This window comes from Cohnella cholangitidis (assembly GCF_014107495.1).
GTDB lineage: Bacteria > Bacillota > Bacilli > Paenibacillales > Paenibacillaceae > Cohnella > Cohnella cholangitidis.
The window spans coordinates 4,564,445-4,588,514 of record NZ_CP041969.1; the positions used below are offsets into that span (position 1 = coordinate 4,564,445).

Consider the following 24,070-nt stretch of genomic DNA (forward strand, 5'->3'; position numbering starts at 1 on the left):
CCCAAAAGTCATTTCAAAATGACATTGGGGCACCTTCGTTTAATCTCCGCCTCCATCTGAGCCGCCGCCCCCGCCACCGTCCGAACCGCCGGAGCTGCTGTCCCCGCCGTGATTTGAATCGTGCCCATGGTGATGCGAATGGTGATTGTGGTGATGATGGTGATGGTGATGGTTAGAGCTTGAATCGTAGCTGCTGCTGTTATCATAATTAGTATTCGAGTATTTACGGTTGCTTTTGCGTAGATCATTGCGGATAAAGATTGCAACAAGAATAACGACGCCAATAACAATCACAAAGGTCACGCTATTACCCTCCATTAGCTTCAACTTGATACGATCTATTTTACTTGATTCCACTTGATATTTATATTTATTATGTTCGACTACTCGATAGAATGGAATAAAAAATACCGAATAATCGGTTGTTGACGAAAGTGGTAACTCGTGGTAAATTATCGATACATCAAAAAAAGTTTAGCGGAAGCACCGCAAATTCCGACGATTTCTCGTCGGGGTTTGCGGTTTTTTGTTTTATCCGGACAGGAGGTCAAGGGACGATGAAGAGAGTTGTAGTAGCCGTATCTCAGCGCGAATACGCCGCCAAGCTTGCGGAATACCTGCGCGAGGAGGAACCTGGCTGGAACATCGCAGCATACACGCACGATAGCGCATTGCGGAGAGAATTCCAAGAAAATCGTACAGTCGATCTACTGATCGGGCAACCGGAATTTTTGCGCATGGCGAGCAGCGAGAACGGCAAGGTTACGACATTCTTGGCGCTTGTAGAGGAGAAGGGGAACGGTGGAGGATTATGGCCGGAAGCTATCCAATACCAACCGCTGCCCGCGATATTATCCAGCATTCGGAATGGCCTTGGATTGACTATGTCAGCCTCCGTTCCCGACTGTCAGGTTCTAACGGTATTCTCCCCAACGGGCGGAACGGGAAAAACAACCGCGGTACTTAACTTAATTCGACAAGCCGGGGAGCGGGGATTAAGAACATTCTACTTGAATTTGGAAGCTTTGAACGCGACTTCATTGTTGTTCGGCAAAGGCGAACCGGATAGCCTGTCTAGGCTGTTATATGCTTTGCAGACTCATCCCGAGGACTGGAGTTCCTTGCTAAAGCAGCTTTGCCGCCATCAGCCTCAGCTGCGAACGGACTATCTGGATGCTCCCGATCATCCCGGGGAACGGCTTGCCCTTACATCCGAACTGGTGAAGTTGCTATTGGATAAAATTCGCGAGACCGGGCGTTACGATCTGATCGTCATCGATCCCGACTCGGGGGCGGGAGAATGGCACCGCGATTTGCTTCAGATAAGCGATAAGATTATTTGGCTTGTGCTCGACGATGCGCAGATGCTTCTGAAGAGCGAGAAATTGCTGCGATATTGGCAAATGCATTTTACAAAGATCATGCACAAGATCTTATTCGTGCTGAACAAAGCAAATCCGGGAGGGCTGCTTAACCAATGGAATTTGCCAGACGCGGCTCCGGCATTGTCGCTTCCGTACATTCCCCAATGGAAAACGATAGACCAGCCGGGAAGATTGCTGGCATCGCCTTCTTACGCCGGAGCGATCGATCAATTGCTTAACGCTCTGGATATGGGAGGCAGCACTCCGAACGAAAAGAGGAGAAGGGAGGGAAGCCATGGCATTCACCGGACTGGCGCAAGAGGAGCTGTCTGAGTTAAGGGATGCCGTACGTTCTCGACTGTCATGGGATAGCTCGGTATCGGACGATGAATTACGGCAGTTAATCGAAAGCGAGCTTTTTCGCAGGGAACGGACGAAGCAAATGACCGCGGCGGAACGCAAATCGGCAGTCATGAGATTATTTCATTCCTTTCGTGGATTGGATGCGCTGCAGCCCTTGTTGGAGGATCAAGAAATAACGGAAATCATGATTAATTCCCACGACGAGATTTATATCGAGCGAAGAGGAGAATTAAGCGCGGTCCAATTGGGCTTCGAGAGCTCCGAGCGGTTGGAAGATCTGATCCAAAGCATGGTTGGACGCGTGAATCGGATCGTGAACGAAGCTTCTCCGATAGTCGATGCCCGTTTGCCGGACGGCTCTAGGGTACATGTCGTGTTGCCGCCGATTGCCTTGAAGGGGCAAACCGTTACGATTAGAAGGTTTCCCCGCAATCCGCTCAGCATGCAGGATCTGATTGCGAGAGAGGCACTGTCGGCTGAAGCCGCGGAGTTGCTTCGGCTGATGGTCGCGGCCAAATACAACTTGTTCATCAGCGGCGGTACCGGATCGGGCAAGACGACGTTCCTGAACGCGTTATCCCAATGGATACCATCGGATGAGCGGGTCATTACGATCGAGGATGCGGCGGAGCTGCAGATTCGCGGAATATCCAATTTAGTCTCGTTGGAGACGCGGAACGCCAACAGCGAAGGCAAAGGGCAAATCGGCATCCGCGAATTGATCCGCGCTTCCTTGCGCATGCGTCCAAACCGGATCATCGTTGGCGAGGTGAGAGGGGCGGAAGCGCTCGATATGCTTCAGGCGATGAACACCGGGCACGAAGGCAGCTTATCAACCGGACACTCCAATGGCGCGAAAGACATGCTCTCCCGACTCGAGACGATGGTGCTTAGCGGAGCGGATTTGCCCGTTTCCGTCGTTCGCCAGCAGATCGCATCGGCCTTGGACATCATTATTCATTTAGGGCGATATCGCGATTCCTCGCGGCGGGTCACGGAAATATGCGAGGTTACGGGGTTGAGGGACGGAGATATCGAGTTAAACACCTTATACCGTTTCGAGGAAGCGGGTGAACGGAACGGAAGGCTCCAAGGACGATTGCAATCCGTCGAACCGTTGAAGAATAGGCGAAAACTGCGCGATGCGGGGCTCGTTAAGGAGGAGGGGGGATGACCGAATACCGAGCGTATCCATTAAGTTTGCTTGAACGGTTATGGGCAATCGGATTAGGCTGTTCGTTCAGTTTTATCGCTTTATGGGTAATGTACCGGAATTTTTACATTGCCGCTGCGGCAGCTCCTTTAGGTTTATTGTATCCTCGCTTCTACTCAAGATCGTTATGCAGGAAACGGAGAGATAAGCTGCGGCAGCAATTCAAAGATGCACTGCAGGCTCTGTCCTCCTTGTTATCCGCGGGGAGATCGGTCGAGAACGCGTTTATGTCCTTGGAAGACGATCTTATTCTTCTGATTGGAGATGTTCAATCGGATCTCATGAAAGAACTAAGAGTCATTAAGAATCGTTTACGCAACGGTGAGCAGCTCGAAATCGGCTTGCAGGATTTTGCTAGACGTTCGGATTTGGAGGAGGTGAGGAATTTCGCGGACGTGATCACGATATGCAAGAGAGCAGGCGGCGATCTGGTAGAGGTAGTCCGAAGAACTTCGCAACTGATCGGAGAGAAGCTTGAAGTCGAACTCGAGGTTTCCGTGCTTATCTCCCAGAAGAAATTCGAAGCCAAAATCATGATGGGAATGCCGTTTGCTTTCGTAGGAATTCTAGGGTTCATGGCAGCGGATTACATGCGGCCGCTGCATCAAGGAATGGGGATTCTTCTGCTAACGGTCTGTTTGCTCTTATTGGGCGCGTGCAGTTGGTGGATGCTTCGGATTATGGACATTAAGCTATGAACGGTTTGCTCATGACGTGTTGGATGGTTGGACTTGTCGCTCTATACGCTTGGCTGCTCGTGCAAGCTTTAAGGACGCGAGGACTACGTCGGTTCAGTCTGCGAGACGATCCGTTTATTGTTCTCCTGACATGCCGGGCCGTATGGCCGAGGGTTCAGCCCTTGCTCCATAAACAGAGAATATCGCTGTCCATATTGAACGGCGGCACATGTTCGCAAGAGAAGTTGGTAAGCTGGGTAGCCGAAGCCATCGGTTTAAGCTATCTCGTCCTGTTGGGAACGGGATTGCTTGCAGCAGGTTCGGGGAACCTCGCGTTGCTCTTTATGGGGGGCATCGTTGCCGGTTGTATTCCGATGCTGCGAGCGAAGGAACTATCAGGCAAAGTGAAGAAGCGGCAACAAGCGATTGTTATGGAATTGCCCGAGCTGCTCAGCAAGCTGTTGCTTATGGTCAATGCGGGAGAGAACGTCATGAAAGCATTGGCAAGAACCGTGGAACAAAAGCGGGATTCGCATAATCCTTTGTATGCCGAGATGAACGCGGCTATCGAAGGAATGAAGCGTGGGGAAAGCCTGTCTACCGCTTTGGAAGAGTTGGGACGAAGATGCGCCGTGCCCGAGGTGAAGCTGTTCGCCACCACGTTGCTGATTAATGCCAGAAGAGGAGGGGATGCTTTCGTGCCCGCTTTGCGAGAGTTGACTAGGCAGATGTGGGACAAGAGAAAAGCAATCGCTCGAACGTTGGGAGAACAAGCATCGTCTCGATTGGCATTTCCGCTTACGATCGTATTTTTGTTAATCATGGTACTGGTGGGCGCACCAACGATCTTCATGATGTAAAAATAATAACTAGCGAAGGGATGAGTTGTATGATCGAAAACTATTTTCAGCTTGGAGCGAAGGACGCCGATTCGTTATGGAACGATGAAGAGGGGCTCGGCACGTTGGAGCTTGTGTTGATCGCCGCGGTATTAATTATTGTAGCTATCTTTTTCAAAGATTGGATTCTGGAGTTTCTAGGCAACTTGATGGATTCGGTCGAAGGGAAAGCCGACGACGTGTTCAAGGATTAATCGATGAGCAAGCTTGGGGTTCGGAAAGGTTGGGGAGATATGTCGGGATCGATTTCCTTAGAAGCGTCCCTCGTATTTCCCTGGGTATTGATGATAACCTTCCTAGTGCTATTTTTTTCGCTATATATCTCCCAAGGAGCTTTATTGTACTATAGCTCGTCCATTCTGGCGGAGAGAACGGCATTCAGTTGGTCGAACTCAGCGAAGAATTCGCTTACGGGCGCATATCCGGACGGTCAATATGACGGATTATATTGGCGGTTAACTGACGATAGCCTCGTTCAAGGATTGTTCGGCCTTGTGTCGGACAACGAAAGCGCCGTCATAGAGGTTTATTCTGGAATGCCCGGAGGCGAAGGCTCCAAGTCGACGGACAAGCTCAGGAGAGCGGGCTTCGATACTGCCGCCTCTCATAACGTTGGAACAGGGCGAATGAACTATCGCAATATCGGAATCAAACGAGAAATCGAGGTGAGCCTAACTAGCGTTTGGACGGCTCGGCCTTTAATTTGGCTGCGCGGAGGAGGCGCGGCCGAAGCGGACGTGTCCGCTCTTGTCGTAGAGCCGGCAGAGTTTCTGCGAACCTTCGATCTTATGCGGTATTACGCTTCTAAGATGAAAGAGTCACGAGAAGGGGAGACCGCTTATCGGGACAAAGCGGGCGGCGTTCTGAACAAGCGCAAGCTATGAATTTCCAGGAAGGAGGCAGCGGGAATGAAGGCACGGAAGGAGCGGAGGGAGCGCCCCTCCGGTGACCGACGGAAGCAAGGCGCGGAGGGTTCCGTAACGATCTACTTCATCGCGGCCACCGCTGCTTTTATGTTGCTGACGGCTTTGCTCATCGACTTTGCCCGTGTCGCGGCATTTCGCAAACAAGCGGAGTTGGCGGTGAAATCGGGCGCCCGATCGACTTTATCTTCTTTCGATCCGACGATCTATGCTCGTTATGGATTGTTTATTAGAGGAGGGGAACCGGCTAACGAATTGTTCCGCGAAACCTTGGAGGGGAATACGGCCACGGGGGGGAATGGGGCTTTTACGTTGCTGGATACGCGATGGGAGACGACGGAAGTTACCGAGAGCCGTCCGCTTGCCACGCATGATGTGTTTCGGAGGCAAATACTCGAAGAAATGAAGTACAAGGCGCCGATCGACCTCGCGCTTGAGGTGGCTAGTCGTTTTCGCGGCGTTTCGGGAGCTATGAAAGAAGCGGCCACAACGGTGGATTTGCTGGAGAAAATGCGGAAAGCCTACGATCGGCGCGAGCGGGCATTCGATGAAGCATTGAACGGACAGAAAAAGCAGGGAACGACCGTTCAGCAAATGGTCGCGTCGGAGATAGGTTCTATGGGCGGCGTAATAGGTTCATATGATGATTACGTGATTAAGCGGTTAGATGATGAAGCCCGTCGTAAATCCGTGCAAAGCTGGGAAGAAGAGCAAAGAATCCGGGAAGAGAACGGCGAGGAGCCCGAGGACGAGGCGAATAAACCGGAGGGCCCCCGTTACGAAGCCGAAGTCGCGGCATACGAAGCGAATGCCCGAAATTTGTCCGTGTCGCTGAGCGAGAGTGCGGCATCTATCAAAGCGGAGACGGATAAATTCGTTAGGGAAGCGATTGAAGCCGTTACGAGAGCAAAGAGCGCTAACGATGAGATGCGCGCGATTATCGAACAAGCCAACTCCATGCCGGATACGACTAGCGGGCAATCGGGCGAAGAGGGGGCTGAAGTTGCCAAGGAGCATATCGAAACGATGAAGCAGCTTCGCAAATCGGCGGAAGATTTGGTGTTAAAGCCGGAATTTTTTGATCGTTATTTTGATGAAATCAGGCTTCAGCATACGAAAGCTTTAATGCTGGCAAGCGAGGCGGCGGCTTGTTCCTCGTTAGTCGCTTCGGTGCCCGGGTCTACGGGAATGCGTCCGTCTTTGCAATCCGGACAATCCCGTCTGCAAAGCGCGTTCGATGATTTTTCCGGAGCGTACGGCTCGGGCGGAGCTATCATTTCAAGCCGAATATCTACTCTGGAAGCGCATCGTTCGCGCGATAACGAACGCAAACAGGAGGAAGAAAAAGCAAAGACGGCTTGGTCCGGCGCAACGAATTTTCTAGATTCCTTGTCCGGTCGTTCCGGGTCGGCGGAGGAGAAAGAGGCCTTCGAGCGAACGTCCGCCCTCTATGCTAGCAATAGGGAATGGAACCAGACGGAAGAGGAGCACGCCGAATCCGCTCAGGCTAGCGACCCGTCCGAGGGAAGGGATGCGGCGATGTCGTCTTCCAGCGGTTTAATTGATGTTTTGGAAGATTCTTTGCTAGGGGCCAGAGACCAATTATTTTTCTCCGAGTATTCCATGTCGAGACTAGCTCACTTTGATCCTGGATTCGTGAAGACGATGCTGGGAGGGGGAGACGTTTCATTGGATATACACATGCAAGAAGCGGAGTATATTCTGTATGGCTTAAACAACCCGGCAGGAAATATTGCGGCTGCCTACGGTGAAATTTTCGCATTTCGCTTGGCCGTTCGAACGATGGAAGGATTGATCGAATGCAGAGCGATGGGACATCCGCTCCTCGTATTGGCTGCCGCGCTGGTCTACGGAATCACGAAAGCGTTGCTAGACCTGAATCTATTAATCAATACCGGTAAAGTGCAGCTCTCTAAATATATGAAAGTGGATACCTATTATACGGACTATCTAAGGCTTTTCATGCTCTTGCATGGAGGCTCGGCTAATCAAATGGCTAGGATGATAGCGTTAATGGAGCATGCTTCCGATTTGGATTTCAGCAAAACCTATACCTACGCCAGCGGAGAGGGCAGCGCATCCATTAGATTGTGGTTTTTCCCCGGATTGCTCAAAGTTATGGGACGATTTGGGGATCTGGGAGGAACGGTAAAGGGGAACCGGTATGAAGCGACTTATAACGCGGATAGTTCCTACCAGTAAACATTCCGCTAATGCCAACGGCGGAGTAACTATAGAGACGGCGCTTGTTATGCCCGTTTTCCTGATGTTCGTGCTGTTCTTGATCTTCATTGTACAGACTGCCGTTATATCCATGGCGTTGCATGGGGCATTATCGAATACGGCACGACAAGCCGCTTCCGCATGGTATCCCATCTCTCTCGGGATCGATCAGGTCAGAGCCTCCCAAGCGAATCAACAAATCGAGAAATGGAACGACAAATGGCTTGGCGTAAGAGAGACGATAGACCGGTACGGCCAATACTTTCCTTCACCGATCAAAGAATGGGCGGAACAAGCTTCGAGCGGCACATTCTCGTTGGAGCAACATGCGGCAAGGCTCGCGTTTAGCCAGCTTATCAAGCAGTTTACCGACGAGCGAGTGCTGGAGCAGTCGAGGATTACCGTGACCTCTATCGGTTTGCCGGATGTAAACGATAGAAATAAAGCTTATTTAACCGTGGAAGCCGAGTACGCTTTACCGATTCAAGTTCCGTTTTTTGGGCGGCGTTTAATTATTCGCGAATCCGCGAGGGAGCGGGTATGGATTGGCGGCAGCCCTTCTACGTCCCGGATCGCTGAAGAAGGAAATCTTGGCTCGTTTAACGTGACATTCGTTTCATTGGAGCCCAATCCCGTGAAACCGGGTCGGAAAGCGACGTTAGTCATTCGGACGAAACCGGGAACCGTTGTCGATTTGTCGATTCTGTACAAGAGCGGTTTAAGCCAGGCCAAGCATTTGGGAACCGCTACGGCGGACTCTACCGGCTTGATCTCATGGACATGGCATGTTTCGGGACGAACGACTCCGGGGCAGTGGAGTTGGCGAGTATCGAACGGCGAAGGACAAGCATGGGAGCAAACCTTTGAAGTCGCAGGCAAACAAGCAACGGAATCCGAGGAGGGTGGCTAATGAGTACGTGGGTACTGGTCTCCGTTATCGTATTGCTCTTATCCGCCTGTTGGACGGATTTGCGGCGGATGAAAATTCCTAACGAATTGACAATTACGTTTGCTGGAGGCGGCATGCTGTTTCATTTGCTTGCGAATGGCGTCAACGGGTTAGGTTGGGCAGTCGCGGGAGCGTTGTCCGGCTTTCTTCCTCTCTACGTGATGAACCGATTCGGAGGAATCGGCGGAGGCGACGTGAAATGGTTCGGAGCGTTCGGGGCATGGACGGGACCGTATTTAACGCTTCAGCTTCTCGTTTTCTCGATACTTATCGCCGGAGGAATCGCATTTACGTTATTGTTGCTTCGGCTCCCGGGATTGCGATGGCTAGGAACAAGAATGAAGTGGCCTTGGGGGAACCATCCGTTAACGGCCGGCAAAGCCGTTCGTTTTCCTTTTATGCTGGCGGTTGCTCCGGGATTTATAACCTTATTGGGGAAAGGGTAGAGTGGGTATGGAGCCTTTGTCGGTTAGATTCGAGCAAAAGAGAGGTCACATTATGGTCTTGGAACGAACTCCTCCGCTCGTCCGCGAGGAGTTAAACGAGACCCAGCTCAGCATGTTGAAGCAATGCGATATCCCGGGGCTTTTGCCAATAGAGACCGAGGAGTGCGACGGGCAACTATCGTTGCGATACGTTTTGTCGGGGAAGCGGATGTTGACGGAAGCGTTTCGTATATCGGCTTGGACGATGGCCGATATGCTGGGAGCGTTATGCCGGCTTGCGGAAGTGTTGGAGGAGTGCAGATTATATTTGCTTGACGCGGATCGGGTACGGCTGCTCGATGAATTTATTTTCGTGGGCGACGATTGGCAAGATTTGAAGTTTACGTACCTGCCGATCGATATGCCAACGCTATATCGGGCGGATGATCTGGAAAGGCTCGTTATCCGATGGATGATGAGGGTCAAAGAGCCGGACGGGCAAGTTCTGCAATCCATCTTGCGGCTCGTAAGCACTTCCGGGTTTGCTCCTATCGTTCTGATTCGTTATATCAGGCAAATCTTAACGGGACCACAGGGAGCGAGAGAAGAAAAATCGCTCATTTCTACTGCTTCTGCCGTTTCTTCGCCAATTGCTGCCTTTGAGGATAAACCGGCCTCCGCGAAACCATCGCGCTCTTGGGACTTCTTGCATCCGGTTTCCGGAGACCTCCATCCGGTATCCGAAATATGGGGGGATCCGCCGGAAGCAAGGCATGGAAGTTTCCTGTCCGGAGACAGGAAGGAGGAGGAGCCCGATCAAGAGTCAAGCTTCATGGATATCGGCCGATGGCGTATCGTGGTCGTATGCGTTTCGTTATTTTTAGTGGCCGTTTCATGGAGATTTATATACTTGAACCAACCAAGCCAACAGAAGCTGTTAGCTTGTATTTGCCTTACCTTGATGCTGCTCGCGGGAATCTTTTATTTGTGGAACGGAGTGCCCGGATTATTGAAGAGAAAGGGCCCATCAACACTGCAACCGAGTAATCGGGATATAGAAGATTCGTTCAAAATGGCTAGGGAAAATAACGATCGGGATGACGAACAACGGCGAGTCTTTCCGAGATTTCCGAATCTGCATACGCCTCCGATAGAGCAAGAGAAGATGAGTTTCCCCGCGCAGTCGATAGGAGGTTCGGAGATCTCTAAGGATCGATCAGCAATGGAGATGCTTAACCGCGAGGTTCCGTTCGTTGCGGAAACGTCATGGATTTCAACGCCGAACGATCAAACGGAATATCTTAACCACAACCCATCGCTACCATCAGAAGACTATTGTTTGGTCTGGAAGACGAAGGAAGCCGGATATCGCATTCCCCTTCATGGAAAGTCTCTGGTTATAGGGAGATCTGCCGAAGCCGCTCAGCACGTTGACGAATCGATAGGCGTTTCCAGAGCCCACGTTGAGCTAGTACGGGTAGCCGAACAATGGAAGGTGAAAGACTTAGGGTCGCGGAATGGCAGCAGGCTTAATGATAAACCGATGGCCCCGTATGAGTTATACGCGTTGCAGACCGGGGATTGCCTAACGTTGGCTAATTCGCAATATTGCTTTCAAAATACGGGGAGATGAGCGAGGGGGCTGCCTAATTCATCCGAACGAAAAAAGAAGCCCTAGCGGGTAATGTCCCGCAGAGCTTCTTCCAACTTCGGAAACGTAAACTGAAATCCATGTCCCAATAGCTTATTGGGCATCGCCTTCTGTCCGGTCAGCACTAAAGTACTCATCTCTCCGAGTACCGTTCTCAGTATGAAGCCGGGAATCGGAAACCAATGAGGGCGTTTCGTGACTCGTCCCAGCATGCGGCCGAATTCGTCGTTCGATACCGGATCCGGCGCCACGGCGTTAACTGGACCCGAAATATCGTCGTTATCTAAACAGAATAGAATAAGGGCAACCATGTCCTGAAGATGTATCCAAGGTAGCCCTTGTTTGCCGCTGCCAATGCGACCGCCTCCGAATAAGCGATAGGGCAGGCGAATGAGCGGAAATGCGCCGCCTTCGCGAGCGCAGACGAGTCCGATTCGCAGCTTGACCAGTCGCTTCACGGGAATCCGATCCGCGGCTGCTTCCCAGTCGACGACTGTCGTGCCTAGAAAGTCGGCAGGACGGACAGGGGAGCGCTCATCGAAAACCTGATCGCCCGAATGCCCGTACAGGGAAATTCCGGATGCGTTCACGACAACGCTTGGCGGCGAGTTCATTACGCTTAGGTTGCGCGCGAGCCGATCCGCGGCATCCGTACGGGAAGATAAGATTCGTTCCTTTGCCTTCTTGGTCCATCTTTGGTTAATAGACTCTCCGGCTAAATTCACGATCCCGTCGAAATCGCCCAGGCTATCGGGATTGTCGCCCCATTCCGCCCATGTTACAAAGTGAGGGTGGGGCAAAGCATTGTCGTATAAGGGCTTCAAAGGTTTGTTCCTCGTAATAATCCACACTTCGTCCCCTCGGGACAATAGCGCATGCGTCAGAGCTTTGCCAATGAAACCTGTTCCACCGCACAACAATAGGCGCATTGCGCCCCTCCTCACATCGCTTACTGCTTATCGATCGAGATAATGGTACGTTGCTCGATCTTCTCGCCGTTCGCTTCTATCGTTTCCGTTCTGTATTGAAATTTGACGGAAGTATTCTCTTCCCATAGATCTACCTTCTCGGCTATCTCCGGGGTGATTTGGAAAGCCATAGACCCCTTGTCCGTCGTGACTTCAATAGAATGGCTGTCTTGCAGGCCTACGTATTTACCGGTTTCGGTAGTCGTTTCTGGCTCCGCAGAAGGGCTGGCGCTTGCTGTCTCAGGCGCTTCGCTGGAGACTGAGCTTGGACTTGGGCTTGCCGAAGTGGAAGGGCTGGCGGACGGCGATGAGTTGGAATTGTTGTTGCTGCACGCGGTTCCCATAAGAACCAGAGTGAGTACGGCAACGCTCATGGCCATGGCCGTCTTGCTGTGTTTTTTCGTCATGTGACTAACACCTCCATAAGAGGTTAGACGTGAAATAACAACAAAGGTTTCGTTTTTTCGTGCCGGGCCGATCGCCGTTCCTATTTAAGCAGATGATTATAAGCCGAATAATCGATCTGGTTTTTCTCCAAAAAAGCTTTCAGGCTGCGGTGATCGCGAGCGGGCGTGGCACGGATATAACCTTCGATGCAATGATCTTTCGTCACCTCGGACGAACCGCTTTCCACGGCAAGCTGGCCGATCTTGGCGGCAATGGAATGGCTGGCAATGTCCCTGAACGGAGTAGGCACGGGAGAAACCAACGTATGCAACATCTCTTTGGATTCTTCCGTCCAGAGCTCCCGGCTGCGTTCTACCCAATAGTTTTGCCAATCCAGCTTTGATTTTCCGTCTCTTTGGGGCAGAACTTTCAAAAATTTGCGGAACATGAAAAATCCGCCCACGGACATGGCTAACACGAGCACGATGGTCCAAAATCCAATGAAATAGATAAACCAATCGGGCGCTGATTTCATAACTATCACCTCGTCTTGAAATTATAGCTCATTTCTAGATTTATTTCGACGTTCGCGATACAATAAAGGAATGATTTCAAGAGCAGGCCCCGACAACGATTGCGGGGTACGGATCGCTGGCGAGAGGAGCCTTAATAATGTTGAAGATTGGATCGCACGTATCATTTTCGGACAAGGGACTGTTAACGGCAACCAAAGAAGCCGTCTCTTACGGTTCCAGTACTTTCATGATTTACACCGGGGCGCCGCAGAATACCCGCAGGAAGCCGATCGAAGATCTATATATTCCCGAGGGGAAAGAATTGATGGCGGGAAGCGGGATCAACGAGATCGTCGTGCATGCTCCTTATATCGTGAATCTCGGTTCATATAAGGAAGATACCTTCCGGCTAGCCGTCGAATTCTTGCAAGAGGAAATACGCCGCACGCACAAGATCGGCGTCAAAAATATCGTATTGCATCCCGGCGCGTATACCGACAAGGACGCGGAATACGGAATCGCCCGTATCGCCGAAGGATTGAACGAAGTGCTCGAAGCGACGAAAGAAACCGACGTGAACATCGCCCTTGAGACGATGGCCGGCAAAGGCACGGAGATCGGCCGCACCTTCGAGGAACTGGCGCAAATTATCGAGAAGGTTCATTTGAACGACCGTCTGACAGTGTGCATGGACACTTGCCACATTCACGATGCGGGTTACGACATCGTAGGAGATATCGACGGCGTTCTTCGCAAGTTCGACGACATCGTCGGCCTTGACCGGATCGCGGTCGTGCACGTCAACGACAGCAAAAATCCGTTGGGCGCGGCCAAAGACCGCCATGCTCCTATCGGCTCCGGTTGGATCGGATACGAGGGGATCGCGGGAGTGGTCGGGCACGAGCTGCTGAAGGACAAGCCGTTCATTCTCGAGACGCCTTGGATCGGCAAACAGGAGAAAGACGAGCGTCCGATGTACGAGGCCGAGATCGCCATGCTGCGCGGGGACACTGAAGAGCGCTTCGGCGGGGAGTTCCTAGAAGACGTGGAGCGTCTGCATCACTTCTACGACAAAGTGGGCATCGACTCCCGTCTGTACGTATTGAATACGTGGGAACTGCTGAAATCCGACGCCAAAGCTAGAAAGGCGGACCCTCGCGAGCCGATGGAACGGCTGTACGATATGCTGATGGAGAACCGCGTTCTGCCCGGCGAGTACAGCGAAGAAGCGATCAATCAGCGTTTGCTCGGATTCCTGGCGGGCCAAGACTGGTTGTCCAGCCAATAAAACGACACGGAATATCGAAAGTCAAGCAGAGAGGAAGAGTAGGAACGATGAGTCACGGTTACAAGCCGCAAGAGTCCAAAAGGTTAGACGATAAAAGCGTTCGCGCGCGCATGCTGATTTCTTGTCCCGACAAGGCGGGAATCGTTGCGGCGGTATCGCAATTTCTATACGAGCAAGGCGCGAACATCGTGCAGTCGGATCAATATACGATGGATCCGGAAGGCGGCATGTTCTTCATGCGGATCGAATTCGATCTGCAAGAATTGGAGCAGCGTCTGCCTTCTCTTCAAGAGGATTTCACTCGCATCGCGGATCGCTTCACGATGAGGTGGAGTATTTTCCGCGCGGCGCGGCGCAAGAGAATCGCGATCTTCGTATCGAAAGAAGATCATTGTTTAACGGAACTTCTCTGGCAATGGCAAGCGGGAGATCTGGATGCGGAGATCAGCATGGTCATCAGCAACCACGACGACATGAGAGGTTTAGTCGAATCGTTCGGTATCCCGTATCACCATGTTCCGGTTACGCCGGACACGAAAGCGGAAGCCGAACAGAAGCAGCGGGAACTGACTTCGGGCAAGGTCGATTTGATCGTGTTGGCTCGGTATATGCAGATCGTATCGCCGAAATTCATCGAACAATACCATAATCGAATCATTAATATCCATCACTCTTTCTTGCCTGCGTTCGTCGGCGGCAAGCCTTATCAGCAAGCGTACAACCGCGGAGTCAAGCTGATCGGGGCGACAGCGCATTACGTAACGGAAGAATTGGACGGCGGACCGATCATCGAGCAAGATATCCAGCGCGTTACTCATCGGGACGACGTGACCGAACTGAAACGCATCGGCCGCCACATCGAGAGAATCGTTCTGGCCCGCGCGGTCAAATGGCATGTGGAAGACAGATTGCTCGTTTATCAGAACAAAACCGTTGCGTTCGTATAAGGTATCGAATGGGCGAAAGCAAGCAAACCACTATAATTGTCGGCCGGGTTGCTTACGATGTGGAGAACGACGAGTGGGTCATGTATTTGAATGATCGTTTCGTGCCGATGGGGGACCTTTACGCTGCCGTGAACCGGCAGCTCGCGGAGGAAGGGTTGCCTCCGTTGAAATCCGGAGACGAGCTTGAGGTAAATCTACGGAGATCGTCCCCGGGCCAAGGTCAGCCTGCGATTAGGTAATCCGGCCACTTGGAATTCAAGTAAATGGTTAGACTAACGGCGTGGAGTATTCTGTCCATTCCTTGATACTTGTACGGACATGTTATAGCATTCGTAAAAAGTCCATGATACAATGAATTGGATTATTTATTGGATTTAATTTGGAGTTATAACTGTACGATTCTGTGCCTAGTTGCCTTAAACGTACGTGAATAGAAAAGAGGAGGTACTACTTAATGACAGTTAGTACTAAAGCAATCGACCAATTATCCGTAACCACGATCCGTACGCTTTCGATCGATGCGATCGAGAAAGCGAAATCCGGACATCCCGGCATGCCGATGGGGGCAGCTCCAATGGGCTACCAGCTGTTCGCGAAGACGATGAAGCACAATCCGTCCAACCCTCAATGGATCGACCGCGACCGTTTCGTTCTGTCCGCGGGACACGGTTCCATGTTGCTATACTCTTTGTTGCACCTGAACGGCTATGACTTGCCGATCGAGGAACTGCAAAACTTCCGTCAATGGGGATCTTTGACTCCGGGGCATCCGGAATTCGGACATACGGCCGGCGTAGACGCAACGACCGGACCGCTTGGTCAAGGGGTTGCCATGGCCGTCGGTATGGCAATGGCCGAAGCTCAATTGGCCGCTACTTATAACCGCGAAGGTTACGATGTCATCAATCACTTTACTTACTCCATCTGCGGAGACGGCGACTTGTCCGAAGGGATTTCCTCCGAAGCCGCTTCGATGGCGGGTCACTTGAAGCTCGGCAAGCTCGTCGTTCTGTACGATTCCAACGATATTTCCCTCGACGGAGAATTGAGCCTGTCGTTCTCCGAGAACGTAGGCAAGCGGTTCGAAGCTTACGGCTGGCAATATCTTCGCGTAGAAGACGGCAACGATCTCGACGCGTTGGCTAAAGCAATCGAGGCGGCGCAAGCGGATCTGTCCAAACCAACTCTTATCGAGGTCAAAACGGTTATCGGTTACGGTTCTCCGAACAAAGGCGGAAAAGGCGGCCACGCCGGCCCGCACGGTTCTCCGCTCGGTGCTGACGAGGCAAAACTGACTAAAGGCTTCTATGAATGGCCGCATGAAGAGTTCCATGTGCCTGCGGAAGTTCGCGCTCATTTCGCTGAAGTCAAAAAAGCGGGAGAACAAGCGAATGCCGCTTGGGATGCTCAATTCGCGAAATATAAAGCCGCTTATCCTGAGCTGGCTGCTCAATTCGAAGACGCGCTTGCCGGCAAATTGCCTAGCGGCTGGGATGCGGATCTTCCGGCGTACACGACGGAAGACAAACCGTTATCCACTCGCGTGGCTTCCGGTAACGCACTTAACGGCTTAGCGAAAAACGTACCTCAACTCGTGGGCGGATCCGCCGACTTGGAAAGCTCCACGATGACGCACTTGAAAGGCCTTCCGATCTACAAGGCCGGCAACTATGACGGCCGCAATATCTACTTCGGCATTCGCGAGTTCGGAATGGCTGCGGCCATGAACGGGATCATGCTGCATGGCGGCTTGAAAGTATTCGGCGGTACGTTCTTCGTATTTACCGACTACCTTCGTCCGGCGGTACGTCTGGCTGCCCTAATGGGTCTGCCTGTCGTTTACGTCTTGACGCACGACAGCATCGCGGTCGGCGAAGACGGTCCTACGCATGAGCCGATCGAGCAATTGGCTTCCATTCGCATCATTCCTAACCTGACGGTTATTCGTCCGGCCGACGGCAACGAAACGTCCGCTGCATGGGCATACGCGTTGCAAAACCAAGACAATCCGGTCGCGCTGGTGCTGACGCGCCAAAACTTGCCGATTCTCGAAGGTACTTCGTCCGCGCGCGACAACATTGCCAAAGGCGGTTACGTCGTATCCGAAGCGGCTAACGGACAACCTCAAGGTATCCTGATCGCTACGGGCTCCGAAGTACAGCTTGCCGTCGCTTCGCAGAAAGCATTGGCTGAACAAGGCGTACACGTACGCGTCGTTAGTTTGCCGAGCTTCGACCTGTTCGAGAAACAAGAAGCAAGCTACAAAGAAAGCGTCCTTCCTAAAGCGATCAAAGCCCGCCTTGCCATCGAGATGGCGAGCCCGTTCGGTTGGGAGCGTTACGTCGGAGACAGCGGAGCGATTATCGGCATCTCCACGTTCGGCGCTTCCGCGCCGGGAGACCGCGTCATCAAGGAATACGGCTTCACGGTCGATAACGTCGTAGCCCAATTCAAAAAATTAGTGTAATCCGAACAAGGGAGCTGGAGAGAAACGATGTCGCAATTCAACAACGTATCCGTAGTGAAAAAAGCTAATGTATACTTCGAAGGCAAAGTAACTAGCCGCGCGGTTATTTTCGAAGACGGCACCAAAATCACCCTCGGCATCATGCTGCCGGGCGAATACGAGTTCGGTACGGCGCAAAAGGAAATCATGGACATCCAAGCGGGCGAGCTTTCTGTTCTGCTTCCTGGCAACGACCAATGGTTGGAGATCAAAGAGCCGACGAAATTCGAAGTTCCTGCTAACTCCAGCTTTAAGCTGCAAGTTAAAACCGTTACGGATTACATTTGCTCGTATATCGACTAGTCGCTTCTAGATCCGACGAGAACAAAACGTTGTGCCGCCGTAAAAGGCGGCGCAACGTTTTTTTTGTTTCCTCAAGGGCGACGTTAGCCGGTTTTGTCTTTAAAAGATGGCAATTCTCTGTAAAAAGTGATATCATATTCATATCAAAAAAATATAATGATGAAGAGGTGGCCATCCCTTATGACAACGACCAGAGCCTGGCACGTGAACGGATTTCTTGCGCTCTTGCTGGTGCTAGTCTCCCTGGCCGGAAGCATCGCGCTATTCATCTACGGAGGGGATCGTCCGGAACCGAACGGTCTACTCATCACGGCGGGAATCGCGTTAGATCTGCTGGTTATCGTCTTGCTTACTTCGCTCACGATCGTTCAGCCGAACCAAGCGAAGGTGATTACCTTTTTCGGGCGTTACAAAGGAACGGTATCCAACAGCGGTTTGTGGCTGGTCATTCCGTTTACCGGAAAAACGAAGATTTCGCTCAAGGTTCGCAACTTCAATAGCCACACGCTTAAGGTGAACGACGCGGAAGGCAATCCGATCGAGATCGGCTGCGTCGTCGTGTTCAAAGTCGTCGATTCCGCGAAGGCTGTATTCGACGTAGATAACTATGCCAAGTTCGTCGAGGTTCAAAGCGAGACGGCTCTGCGGCATATCGCGGCCCACTATTCTTATGACACGTTTACGGAGGAGACGGAGCAGAAGCCGTCTCTCCGCGGCAACTCGGACGAGGTATCGGAGGAGCTGACGCGCGAGCTGCAGTCCCGTCTCTCGATCGCCGGCGTCGAAGTGCTGGAAACTCGGCTGACCCACTTGGCATACGCTTCGGAGATCGCCAGCGCCATGCTGCAGAGGCAGCAAGCGATCGCGATCATCGCGGCTAGGCAGAAGATTGTCGAGGGCGCGGTTACGATGGTGGAATCCGCTCTGGCCCAACTGAAGGAAAACGGCATCGAGCTCGACGGGGAACGGCGCGCGGCTATGATCAACAATCTCATGGTGACGATCGTATCCGATAGGGCAGCGACTCCGGTAATCAATACGGGCACGATGTACGGGTAACAGAGGATGGCCAAGGAAAAGAAGGCATTTCCGCTTCGATTGGATGCCGAGATTCATCGAGCGTTGGAGAAATGGGCGGAGGACGAATTTCGGAGCGTCAACGGACATATCGAGTATTTGCTTAGAGAGGCACTGCGCAGGTCGGGGAGGCTTCCTTCGGGAACGCTCGCCGACCGGCCCGTTCAGCCGCCGCAGTAGGCTCGCGACAATTGCTCGTACATCAAATAAGAAATTCCACCTATCCGCATTCCTAAAAGGCAGACCAACGATCGTTGGTTTGCCTTTTGGCGTTAACCGAAAAAGCCCTCTTGCTAGAAAAATCTATATGACTTATAATGTGTTTATGCAACCGGTTGCATAGAAGGGAGAAGGGAGCGATGAGTCGTCTCACAATCAAGGAAATAGCTGAACTGGCGGGAGTCAATAAAGCTACGGTATCCAGGGTTTTGAATGGAAACGCTAACATTTCTGAGAAGACGCGGCAGAAAATTATGGACATCGTTCGAGAGCATAATTATGTCCCTAACGCGACCGCCCGCGCGCTAGCATCGAACCGAACGTACACGGTTGGATTTTGCTTCGATTACACGAACCGCCAAGCGTATGCGAATCCATTTTTCAGCGAAGTGCTGCAAGGGATCGAAGAAGTCATCTACGCGAACGATTATTTGTTTCTCATGATGAGCGTCCATGATATCGACCAAAGCGAAACGACGACTTTCCAGAAAATCGTGAGAGAACATCGGGTAGACGGCGTGCTTATTCCCGAAAGCTTGCTGACGGACGAGCACTACCGTTTTCTGCAAGAGTATCAGATGCCTTTCGTCGTCTTGGGCGAGCCTTCCGTTCCGAGGGAAGGAGTAAGGTGGGTGGACGTCGATAACGCTCAGGCGGCCGAAATGCTGACCGAAAGGCTAATTCGTCGAGGGTGCAAGGATATTAGAATGATGGGATCAGCGGACCAGGCTAACCGCGACATTTACGTGGAAAATCGAATGAGGGGTTTTCGCGACGCGATGGAACGCAACGGTTTAACTCCGCGCACGGTGGAACCCGCGCAGTGGGAAGACGAGCACGGTTCTTTTTCCTCGGAGCAGGGGGTGCCGGATGCTTTGATCGTCGCAAGCCAAGGGAAACTGTACGAATGGCTTGAAATTCCTAAGAAGGACGAAGCGATAAAAATCCCGGTAGCTTCTTTCGACGATCACCCGTTATACCGTCATTTGCCGACTCCGGTGGAATCGATTCAGCTTCAGCTCGACGTCATGGGCACGGAAGCCGCGCGTCTGCTTCTGCAGGTGATCGACGGGTCTCCCGACGCTCCTCCGCACGTGAATGTACGGGTGCAACACTAACTAGATAAAGGAACGATTCGAATGATTGCAAGCGCATATGCGGGTTGCCATGATCCCGTATTGGATTTGACTTTGCTGGAATTGGACAGGGTTGAAGCGCGCCTGAGGCTGCCGGATGCGGCGACCGACGTCCAGATCGTCTATTGGAACAAATACCGTCATTCGACGCTCGGGATGAGCAACAAGCCGATGTCGAAGTGGTCGGAGAACCGACACGGCCATTATTACCGCGCGACGCTGCAGGCGGATGAATCTCGGATTCGTTACTTGCAGTATGTATTCAGGTTTGAGATGGAAGGACAGATCTATTGGGTCCACTCGCATGGAATCGAAACCGAACTCAAGCAGGCGCATGCGTTTCAATTCTCGTATGCGGGAGATCGCGACGCCGTTCATTCGCCGGAATGGATCAAAGATCGGATCTGGTACCAAATCTTTCCGGAACGGTTCTGTAACGGCGATAGCCGGAACGATCCGCCGGGGGTCGAGCCTTGGGGTTCGGAACCGACGAGGGATAACTTCATGGGGGGCGATCTGCGAGGAATCATTAGCAAGCTGGATTATCTCGAAGCGTTGGGAGTCAACGCCTTGTACCTGAATCCGCTATTCGTATCGAGAAGCAACCACAAATACGATACGGAAGATTATATGGCCATCGATCCCGCGTTCGGAACGAAGGACGATTTGAAGGAGTTAGTACAACGATGTCACGAGAGAGACATTAAAGTCGTGCTGGATCTGGTTATTAACCATTGCGGTTACTATCATCCGTTCTTTCAGGACGTCATTCGCAGGGGCAGGAAATCCCCCTATCATGAATGGTTCTACATCCACGAATACCCGATCGAGCTTAGCGAAGACCGATACGATTCGGTCGGCTACTATCGTTACATGCCTAAGCTGCGGACATCAACCCCCCAAGTTCGTCAATACGTCTATGACATCGTTACCTTCTGGCAGGAAGAAACGGGCATTGACGGGTGGCGGATCGATGTCGCAGACGAAGTGGAATTCAGCTTTTTGCGTGAGCTGAATGCCAATGTCAAGCGGTTGAGACCTGACTCCTTCATTATTGCAGAGATTTGGTACGATGCCAAGCCGTTGATGGTTGCCTGCGGAGCCGACAGCTTCATGAATTATGAGCTGAGGTCCATCCTATTGGAACTCGTTGCCGACAAGAGCATCGGCATCCGGTCATTCCATGAACGATTGACGCGCCATTATCACCGTTATTCCTTGAAGGAATCGCTGCAGCAATATAACCTGCTAGGCTCGCATGATACGGAGCGTATTCTTACCCGATGCGGGAACGATGAGTATGCCCTTACGATGCTGACCGCCATGCAGTTCATGTTACCGGGCACTCCGGTTATTTATTACGGGGACGAGATCGGGCTCGTTGGCGACAACGATCCGGGCTGTCGAGGCGCGATGGACTGGAAATCGGATTGGAAAGATAACGCCTTGTGGCACAACGCAAGGTTCTGGACCGCGCTGCGCAAAAGCTCCTCCGCATTGCAACAAGGCGAACTCGTCGTTAAATGCAAGGAGGACATTCCGGCGTATTTGATTCAGAGAGAGAGCGAACACGAATCCATCTACTTAGTCATGAATCTATCTGAGCAAATGAGAACGGACACGGACATTCTCGCCGGCTTCGGGTTAGAGCCCGGCAAGCTCCAGGCTACCCGGGTTAATGGGGAGAGCGTCGATCGGTTAGGCTACATGCAGTACGCGCTATATCGAGCTGTTCATTAAAAGGAGGATTTCTAGATGAGATTAGGCAATCGTTTTTATACGCTCATGGTATGTCTCTTGCTTGTAAGTGTATTTCTAGCCGCTTGCGGTAATTCGAATAATAACGCGACGCCGAATTCATCCCAATCGAACGAAACGTCTCCGGCTTCATCCCAAACCGGCCAAAAGGATCCGAAGAAGTCGGTCGAATTGATTTTCTGGCACCACTATAGCACGGCTTCCCCGGAAGAGAAGACGCTGAAGGAAGTTCTGATTCCGAAGTTCGAAGCCTCCCATCCGGGCGTGAAGGTCAACGCCGTTTCGTTCCCGTGGGATCAACTGCACCAGAAGCTGCAAATCGGAGCGACCGCGGGAGAGTTGCCGGATATCGCCCGTCTCGACATCATTTGGGTACCCGAGCTTCAAGCGAACGGCATGCTCGTAGCCTTGGACGAGAAGTTCCCGGATTTCGGTGACGTCAGCCAAGGGTTGTTGTCCGGTCCGCTCTCGACGGCGGTTGTAGGCGAGCATACTTATGCGCTTCCTCTAAACACGAATACGAAAGTGATGTTCTGGAACGAAACCATGTTCCAAGCGGCAGGATTGAGCGCCGCCCCCGCGACGACCGAAGAGTTCTTCGCGGCGTTGCCTAAGCTGAAAGAAAGCAATCCGAAAGGATGGGGCTTCGGAGAACCCGCCTTGCGCGGTTGGAATATTCTTCCTTGGCTTTGGAGCAACGGGGGAGACGTATTGTCCCCGGACAATACGACCGCCGAAGGTTATTTGAACGGAGAAGCTTCCGTAACGATCGTTAAACAATTGCAGGACGCCTTCGCCAAAGGTTTGCTGACGGGATTCAAACCGGGCGAAACCCCGGTTACCGAAGGACATGCCAAAGGCACGTATGCCATGATGGCCGAAGGTCCATGGGCATTCGCGCAGTTCAAGGAACAATTCGCCGATTTCCGGCCGAAGGCCGCTTCGTTCCCGGCGGGTAAAGGCGGTTCCGTGCAAGTGCTAGGAGGAGAAGATATCGGAGTCCTGAGCAAGGAGCACCCTCAGGAGTCATGGGAATTCGTCAAATTCATGGTGTCGGAAGAAGCGCAAGTGGAGATGGGGAAAGTAGGCCAAATTCCGGTTAACCTGAAAGCGATGGACCATCCGGACATTCAAGCCGTAGGCTATTTCGGCCCTTTCCTAGAGCAATTGAAAACTTCGAAGGCGCGTCCTCCGGTCGCCGCTTGGCCTCAGATCGATGACGTGCTGAACGATACGTTCATGAGAATATTCCTGCAGAATGCGGACGTGCAAGGAACGTTGGACGATGCGGCGAAACAGGTTAACGCGCTTCTGCAAAAATAAGTCGGTACGAAGACGAGGACACTTCCCCCTGGTGTCCTCGTTTCTTAAAGGAGCTGTTCCCATGCATACGAGAAAATGGCAACGAGAAGCATATTACTTTTTCCTGCCGGGATTTCTGTTTATTTGTTTGTTTCTGATTTACCCGCTCGTTCAAAATTTCGTGTACAGCTTCTTCGACTTCCGTCTCACCCGGTTGGAGGAGAAATCGTTCATCGGGTTCGACCATTACGTCTCCATCGTGAACGATTCCTTGTTCTGGATTACTTTGCGCAACTTGCTCTATTACGGGCTGTTGACGGTGCCTGGCCAGATGGTGCTCGGATTTCTCGTCGCCTATGCCTTGTTTCGCTCGTTTCCCGGAGTCAAAGTTTTTAGAGCCGTTTACTTTTTGCCGGTTATTACGTCCTGGGTCGTCGCTTCTCTCGTATTTAAATTTATTTTTACGGACCAAGGCTTCCTGAATTACGTGCTGACCGACAAGCTGCATTGGACGTCTAGCCCCGTAACTTGGCTAAGCAGCCCTTTCCTCGCCTTGACCGTGCTTGGCATACTTGGCATCTGGAAAGGGGTAGGCTGGGTCATGGTACTCTATCTCGCCGCGCTGCAGAACGTTCCACGGGACCTGTTCGACGCGGCGAAAGTGGATGGAGCGGGAGCATGGCAAAGGATGATTCATATTACTCTTCCTTCCGTAAGATCAACGACGCAATTCATTCAAGTGATGTTGATCATAGGCGCCTTCAACGTCTTTACTTCGGTCGTCCTTATAACGAACGGAGGCCCGCTCCACGAAACCGAAGTATTGCTCAGTTGGATGTATAACAAAGCGTTTCATCATTACGATCTTGGATTTGCAGCCGCATTGGCTTATTTATTCGCTCTTCCGATCGCTCTGCTGAATTGGCTGCAGATGCGTTGGCGAGCAGGGGAGTGAA

The 24,070-nt window shown here is 52.0% G+C and carries 25 protein-coding genes; 21 read left to right on the forward strand and 4 right to left on the reverse strand.

Features of this window, described 5'->3' with window-relative positions; translation table 11 throughout:
* Positions 1–8: 8 nt before the first annotated feature.
* Positions 9–269, reverse strand: coding sequence for a hypothetical protein (locus FPL14_RS21010; RefSeq protein ID WP_182299589.1), 261 nt, complete (start codon positions 267–269; stop codon positions 9–11).
* 288 nt (positions 270–557) lie between these two features.
* On the opposite strand from FPL14_RS21010, the gene FPL14_RS21015 reads away from it, so the two are divergent.
* The 10 genes from FPL14_RS21015 (at position 558) to FPL14_RS21060 (ending at position 10,690) form a co-directional block, all read left to right on the forward strand.
* A complete protein-coding gene (locus FPL14_RS21015) occupies positions 558–1,697 on the forward strand; it encodes a nucleotide-binding protein (RefSeq protein ID WP_182299590.1) in 1,140 nt (379 codons plus the stop codon).
* A complete protein-coding gene (locus FPL14_RS21020) occupies positions 1,660–2,901 on the forward strand; it encodes a TadA family conjugal transfer-associated ATPase (protein ID WP_182299591.1) in 1,242 nt (413 codons plus the stop codon). The genes FPL14_RS21015 and FPL14_RS21020 overlap by 38 nt, the downstream gene beginning before the upstream one ends.
* Positions 2,898–3,638 carry a type II secretion system F family protein gene (locus tag FPL14_RS21025; RefSeq protein WP_182299592.1) on the forward strand — a complete coding sequence of 247 codons (741 nt, stop codon included), beginning with the start codon at positions 2,898–2,900 and terminating at the stop codon, positions 3,636–3,638. The genes FPL14_RS21020 and FPL14_RS21025 overlap by 4 nt, the downstream gene beginning before the upstream one ends.
* A complete protein-coding gene (locus tag FPL14_RS21030) occupies positions 3,635–4,477 on the forward strand; it encodes a type II secretion system F family protein (RefSeq protein WP_182299593.1) in 843 nt (280 codons plus the stop codon). The genes FPL14_RS21025 and FPL14_RS21030 overlap by 4 nt, the downstream gene beginning before the upstream one ends.
* A gap of 29 nt (positions 4,478–4,506) precedes the next feature.
* Entirely contained in the window at positions 4,507–4,710 is a 204-nt protein-coding gene (locus FPL14_RS21035) for a Flp1 family type IVb pilin (RefSeq protein ID WP_182299594.1), read from the forward strand.
* Between the two features lie 144 nt (positions 4,711–4,854).
* The gene (locus FPL14_RS21040) at positions 4,855–5,400 is read left to right on the forward strand and encodes a hypothetical protein (protein WP_182299595.1); all 546 of its coding nucleotides are present in this window, start codon (positions 4,855–4,857) and stop codon (positions 5,398–5,400) included.
* A 24-nt stretch (positions 5,401–5,424) separates the two neighbouring features.
* A complete protein-coding gene (locus tag FPL14_RS21045; protein ID WP_182299596.1) occupies positions 5,425–7,662 on the forward strand; it encodes a hypothetical protein in 2,238 nt (745 codons plus the stop codon).
* Entirely contained in the window at positions 7,625–8,593 is a 969-nt protein-coding gene (locus FPL14_RS21050; protein WP_182299597.1) for a TadE family protein, read from the forward strand. Before FPL14_RS21045 ends, FPL14_RS21050 begins: the two co-directional genes overlap by 38 nt.
* Complete coding sequence (locus FPL14_RS21055; protein ID WP_182299598.1) at positions 8,593–9,078, forward strand: A24 family peptidase; 486 nt, start codon at positions 8,593–8,595, stop codon at positions 9,076–9,078. The genes FPL14_RS21050 and FPL14_RS21055 overlap by 1 nt, the downstream gene beginning before the upstream one ends.
* A gap of 52 nt (positions 9,079–9,130) precedes the next feature.
* Complete coding sequence (locus tag FPL14_RS21060; RefSeq protein ID WP_182299599.1) at positions 9,131–10,690, forward strand: DUF6382 and FHA domain-containing protein; 1,560 nt, start codon at positions 9,131–9,133, stop codon at positions 10,688–10,690.
* A 41-nt stretch (positions 10,691–10,731) separates the two neighbouring features.
* On the opposite strand, the gene FPL14_RS21065 is transcribed toward FPL14_RS21060, so the two are convergent.
* From FPL14_RS21065 to FPL14_RS21075, 3 genes are all read right to left on the reverse strand, one after another.
* Positions 10,732–11,637 (reverse strand): TIGR01777 family oxidoreductase, encoded by a 906-nt coding sequence (locus FPL14_RS21065; protein WP_182299600.1) that lies wholly within the window; start codon positions 11,635–11,637, stop codon positions 10,732–10,734.
* Between the two features lie 20 nt (positions 11,638–11,657).
* The gene (locus FPL14_RS21070) at positions 11,658–12,083 is read right to left on the reverse strand and encodes a hypothetical protein (RefSeq protein WP_182299601.1); all 426 of its coding nucleotides are present in this window, start codon (positions 12,081–12,083) and stop codon (positions 11,658–11,660) included.
* A gap of 80 nt (positions 12,084–12,163) precedes the next feature.
* Positions 12,164–12,598 (reverse strand): DUF2621 family protein, encoded by a 435-nt coding sequence (locus FPL14_RS21075; RefSeq protein ID WP_182299602.1) that lies wholly within the window; start codon positions 12,596–12,598, stop codon positions 12,164–12,166.
* A gap of 137 nt (positions 12,599–12,735) precedes the next feature.
* Between FPL14_RS21075 and FPL14_RS21080 the strand changes: the two genes are divergently transcribed.
* The 11 genes from FPL14_RS21080 (at position 12,736) to FPL14_RS21130 (ending at position 24,069) form a co-directional block, all read left to right on the forward strand.
* Positions 12,736–13,866, forward strand: coding sequence for a deoxyribonuclease IV (locus tag FPL14_RS21080; RefSeq protein ID WP_182299603.1), 1,131 nt, complete (start codon positions 12,736–12,738; stop codon positions 13,864–13,866).
* Positions 13,867–13,913: 47 nt separating this feature from the next.
* Positions 13,914–14,813: a formyltetrahydrofolate deformylase gene (gene purU / locus FPL14_RS21085; protein WP_182299604.1), complete on the forward strand. Its 900-nt coding sequence runs from the start codon at positions 13,914–13,916 to the stop codon at positions 14,811–14,813.
* A gap of 8 nt (positions 14,814–14,821) precedes the next feature.
* Entirely contained in the window at positions 14,822–15,052 is a 231-nt protein-coding gene (locus tag FPL14_RS21090; protein WP_182299605.1) for a hypothetical protein, read from the forward strand.
* Positions 15,053–15,267: 215 nt separating this feature from the next.
* Positions 15,268–17,280, forward strand: a complete 2,013-nt coding sequence (tkt, locus tag FPL14_RS21095) for a transketolase (RefSeq protein WP_182299606.1) — start codon at positions 15,268–15,270, stop codon at positions 17,278–17,280.
* A 27-nt stretch (positions 17,281–17,307) separates the two neighbouring features.
* Positions 17,308–17,622, forward strand: coding sequence for a pyrimidine/purine nucleoside phosphorylase (gene ppnP, locus FPL14_RS21100; RefSeq protein ID WP_182299607.1), 315 nt, complete (start codon positions 17,308–17,310; stop codon positions 17,620–17,622).
* A 180-nt stretch (positions 17,623–17,802) separates the two neighbouring features.
* Positions 17,803–18,681: an SPFH domain-containing protein gene (locus tag FPL14_RS21105; protein WP_182299608.1), complete on the forward strand. Its 879-nt coding sequence runs from the start codon at positions 17,803–17,805 to the stop codon at positions 18,679–18,681.
* 6 nt (positions 18,682–18,687) lie between these two features.
* Positions 18,688–18,879, forward strand: coding sequence for a type II toxin-antitoxin system antitoxin (locus FPL14_RS21110; protein WP_182299609.1), 192 nt, complete (start codon positions 18,688–18,690; stop codon positions 18,877–18,879).
* A gap of 179 nt (positions 18,880–19,058) precedes the next feature.
* A complete protein-coding gene (locus FPL14_RS21115; RefSeq protein WP_182299610.1) occupies positions 19,059–20,036 on the forward strand; it encodes a LacI family DNA-binding transcriptional regulator in 978 nt (325 codons plus the stop codon).
* Between the two features lie 21 nt (positions 20,037–20,057).
* Positions 20,058–21,794, forward strand: a complete 1,737-nt coding sequence (locus tag FPL14_RS21120; RefSeq protein WP_182299611.1) for a glycoside hydrolase family 13 protein — start codon at positions 20,058–20,060, stop codon at positions 21,792–21,794.
* A 15-nt stretch (positions 21,795–21,809) separates the two neighbouring features.
* Entirely contained in the window at positions 21,810–23,135 is a 1,326-nt protein-coding gene (locus FPL14_RS21125) for an extracellular solute-binding protein (protein WP_182299612.1), read from the forward strand.
* A 61-nt stretch (positions 23,136–23,196) separates the two neighbouring features.
* Positions 23,197–24,069 (forward strand): carbohydrate ABC transporter permease, encoded by an 873-nt coding sequence (locus tag FPL14_RS21130; protein WP_182299613.1) that lies wholly within the window; start codon positions 23,197–23,199, stop codon positions 24,067–24,069.
* The last annotated feature ends 1 nt before the right edge of the window (position 24,070 follow it).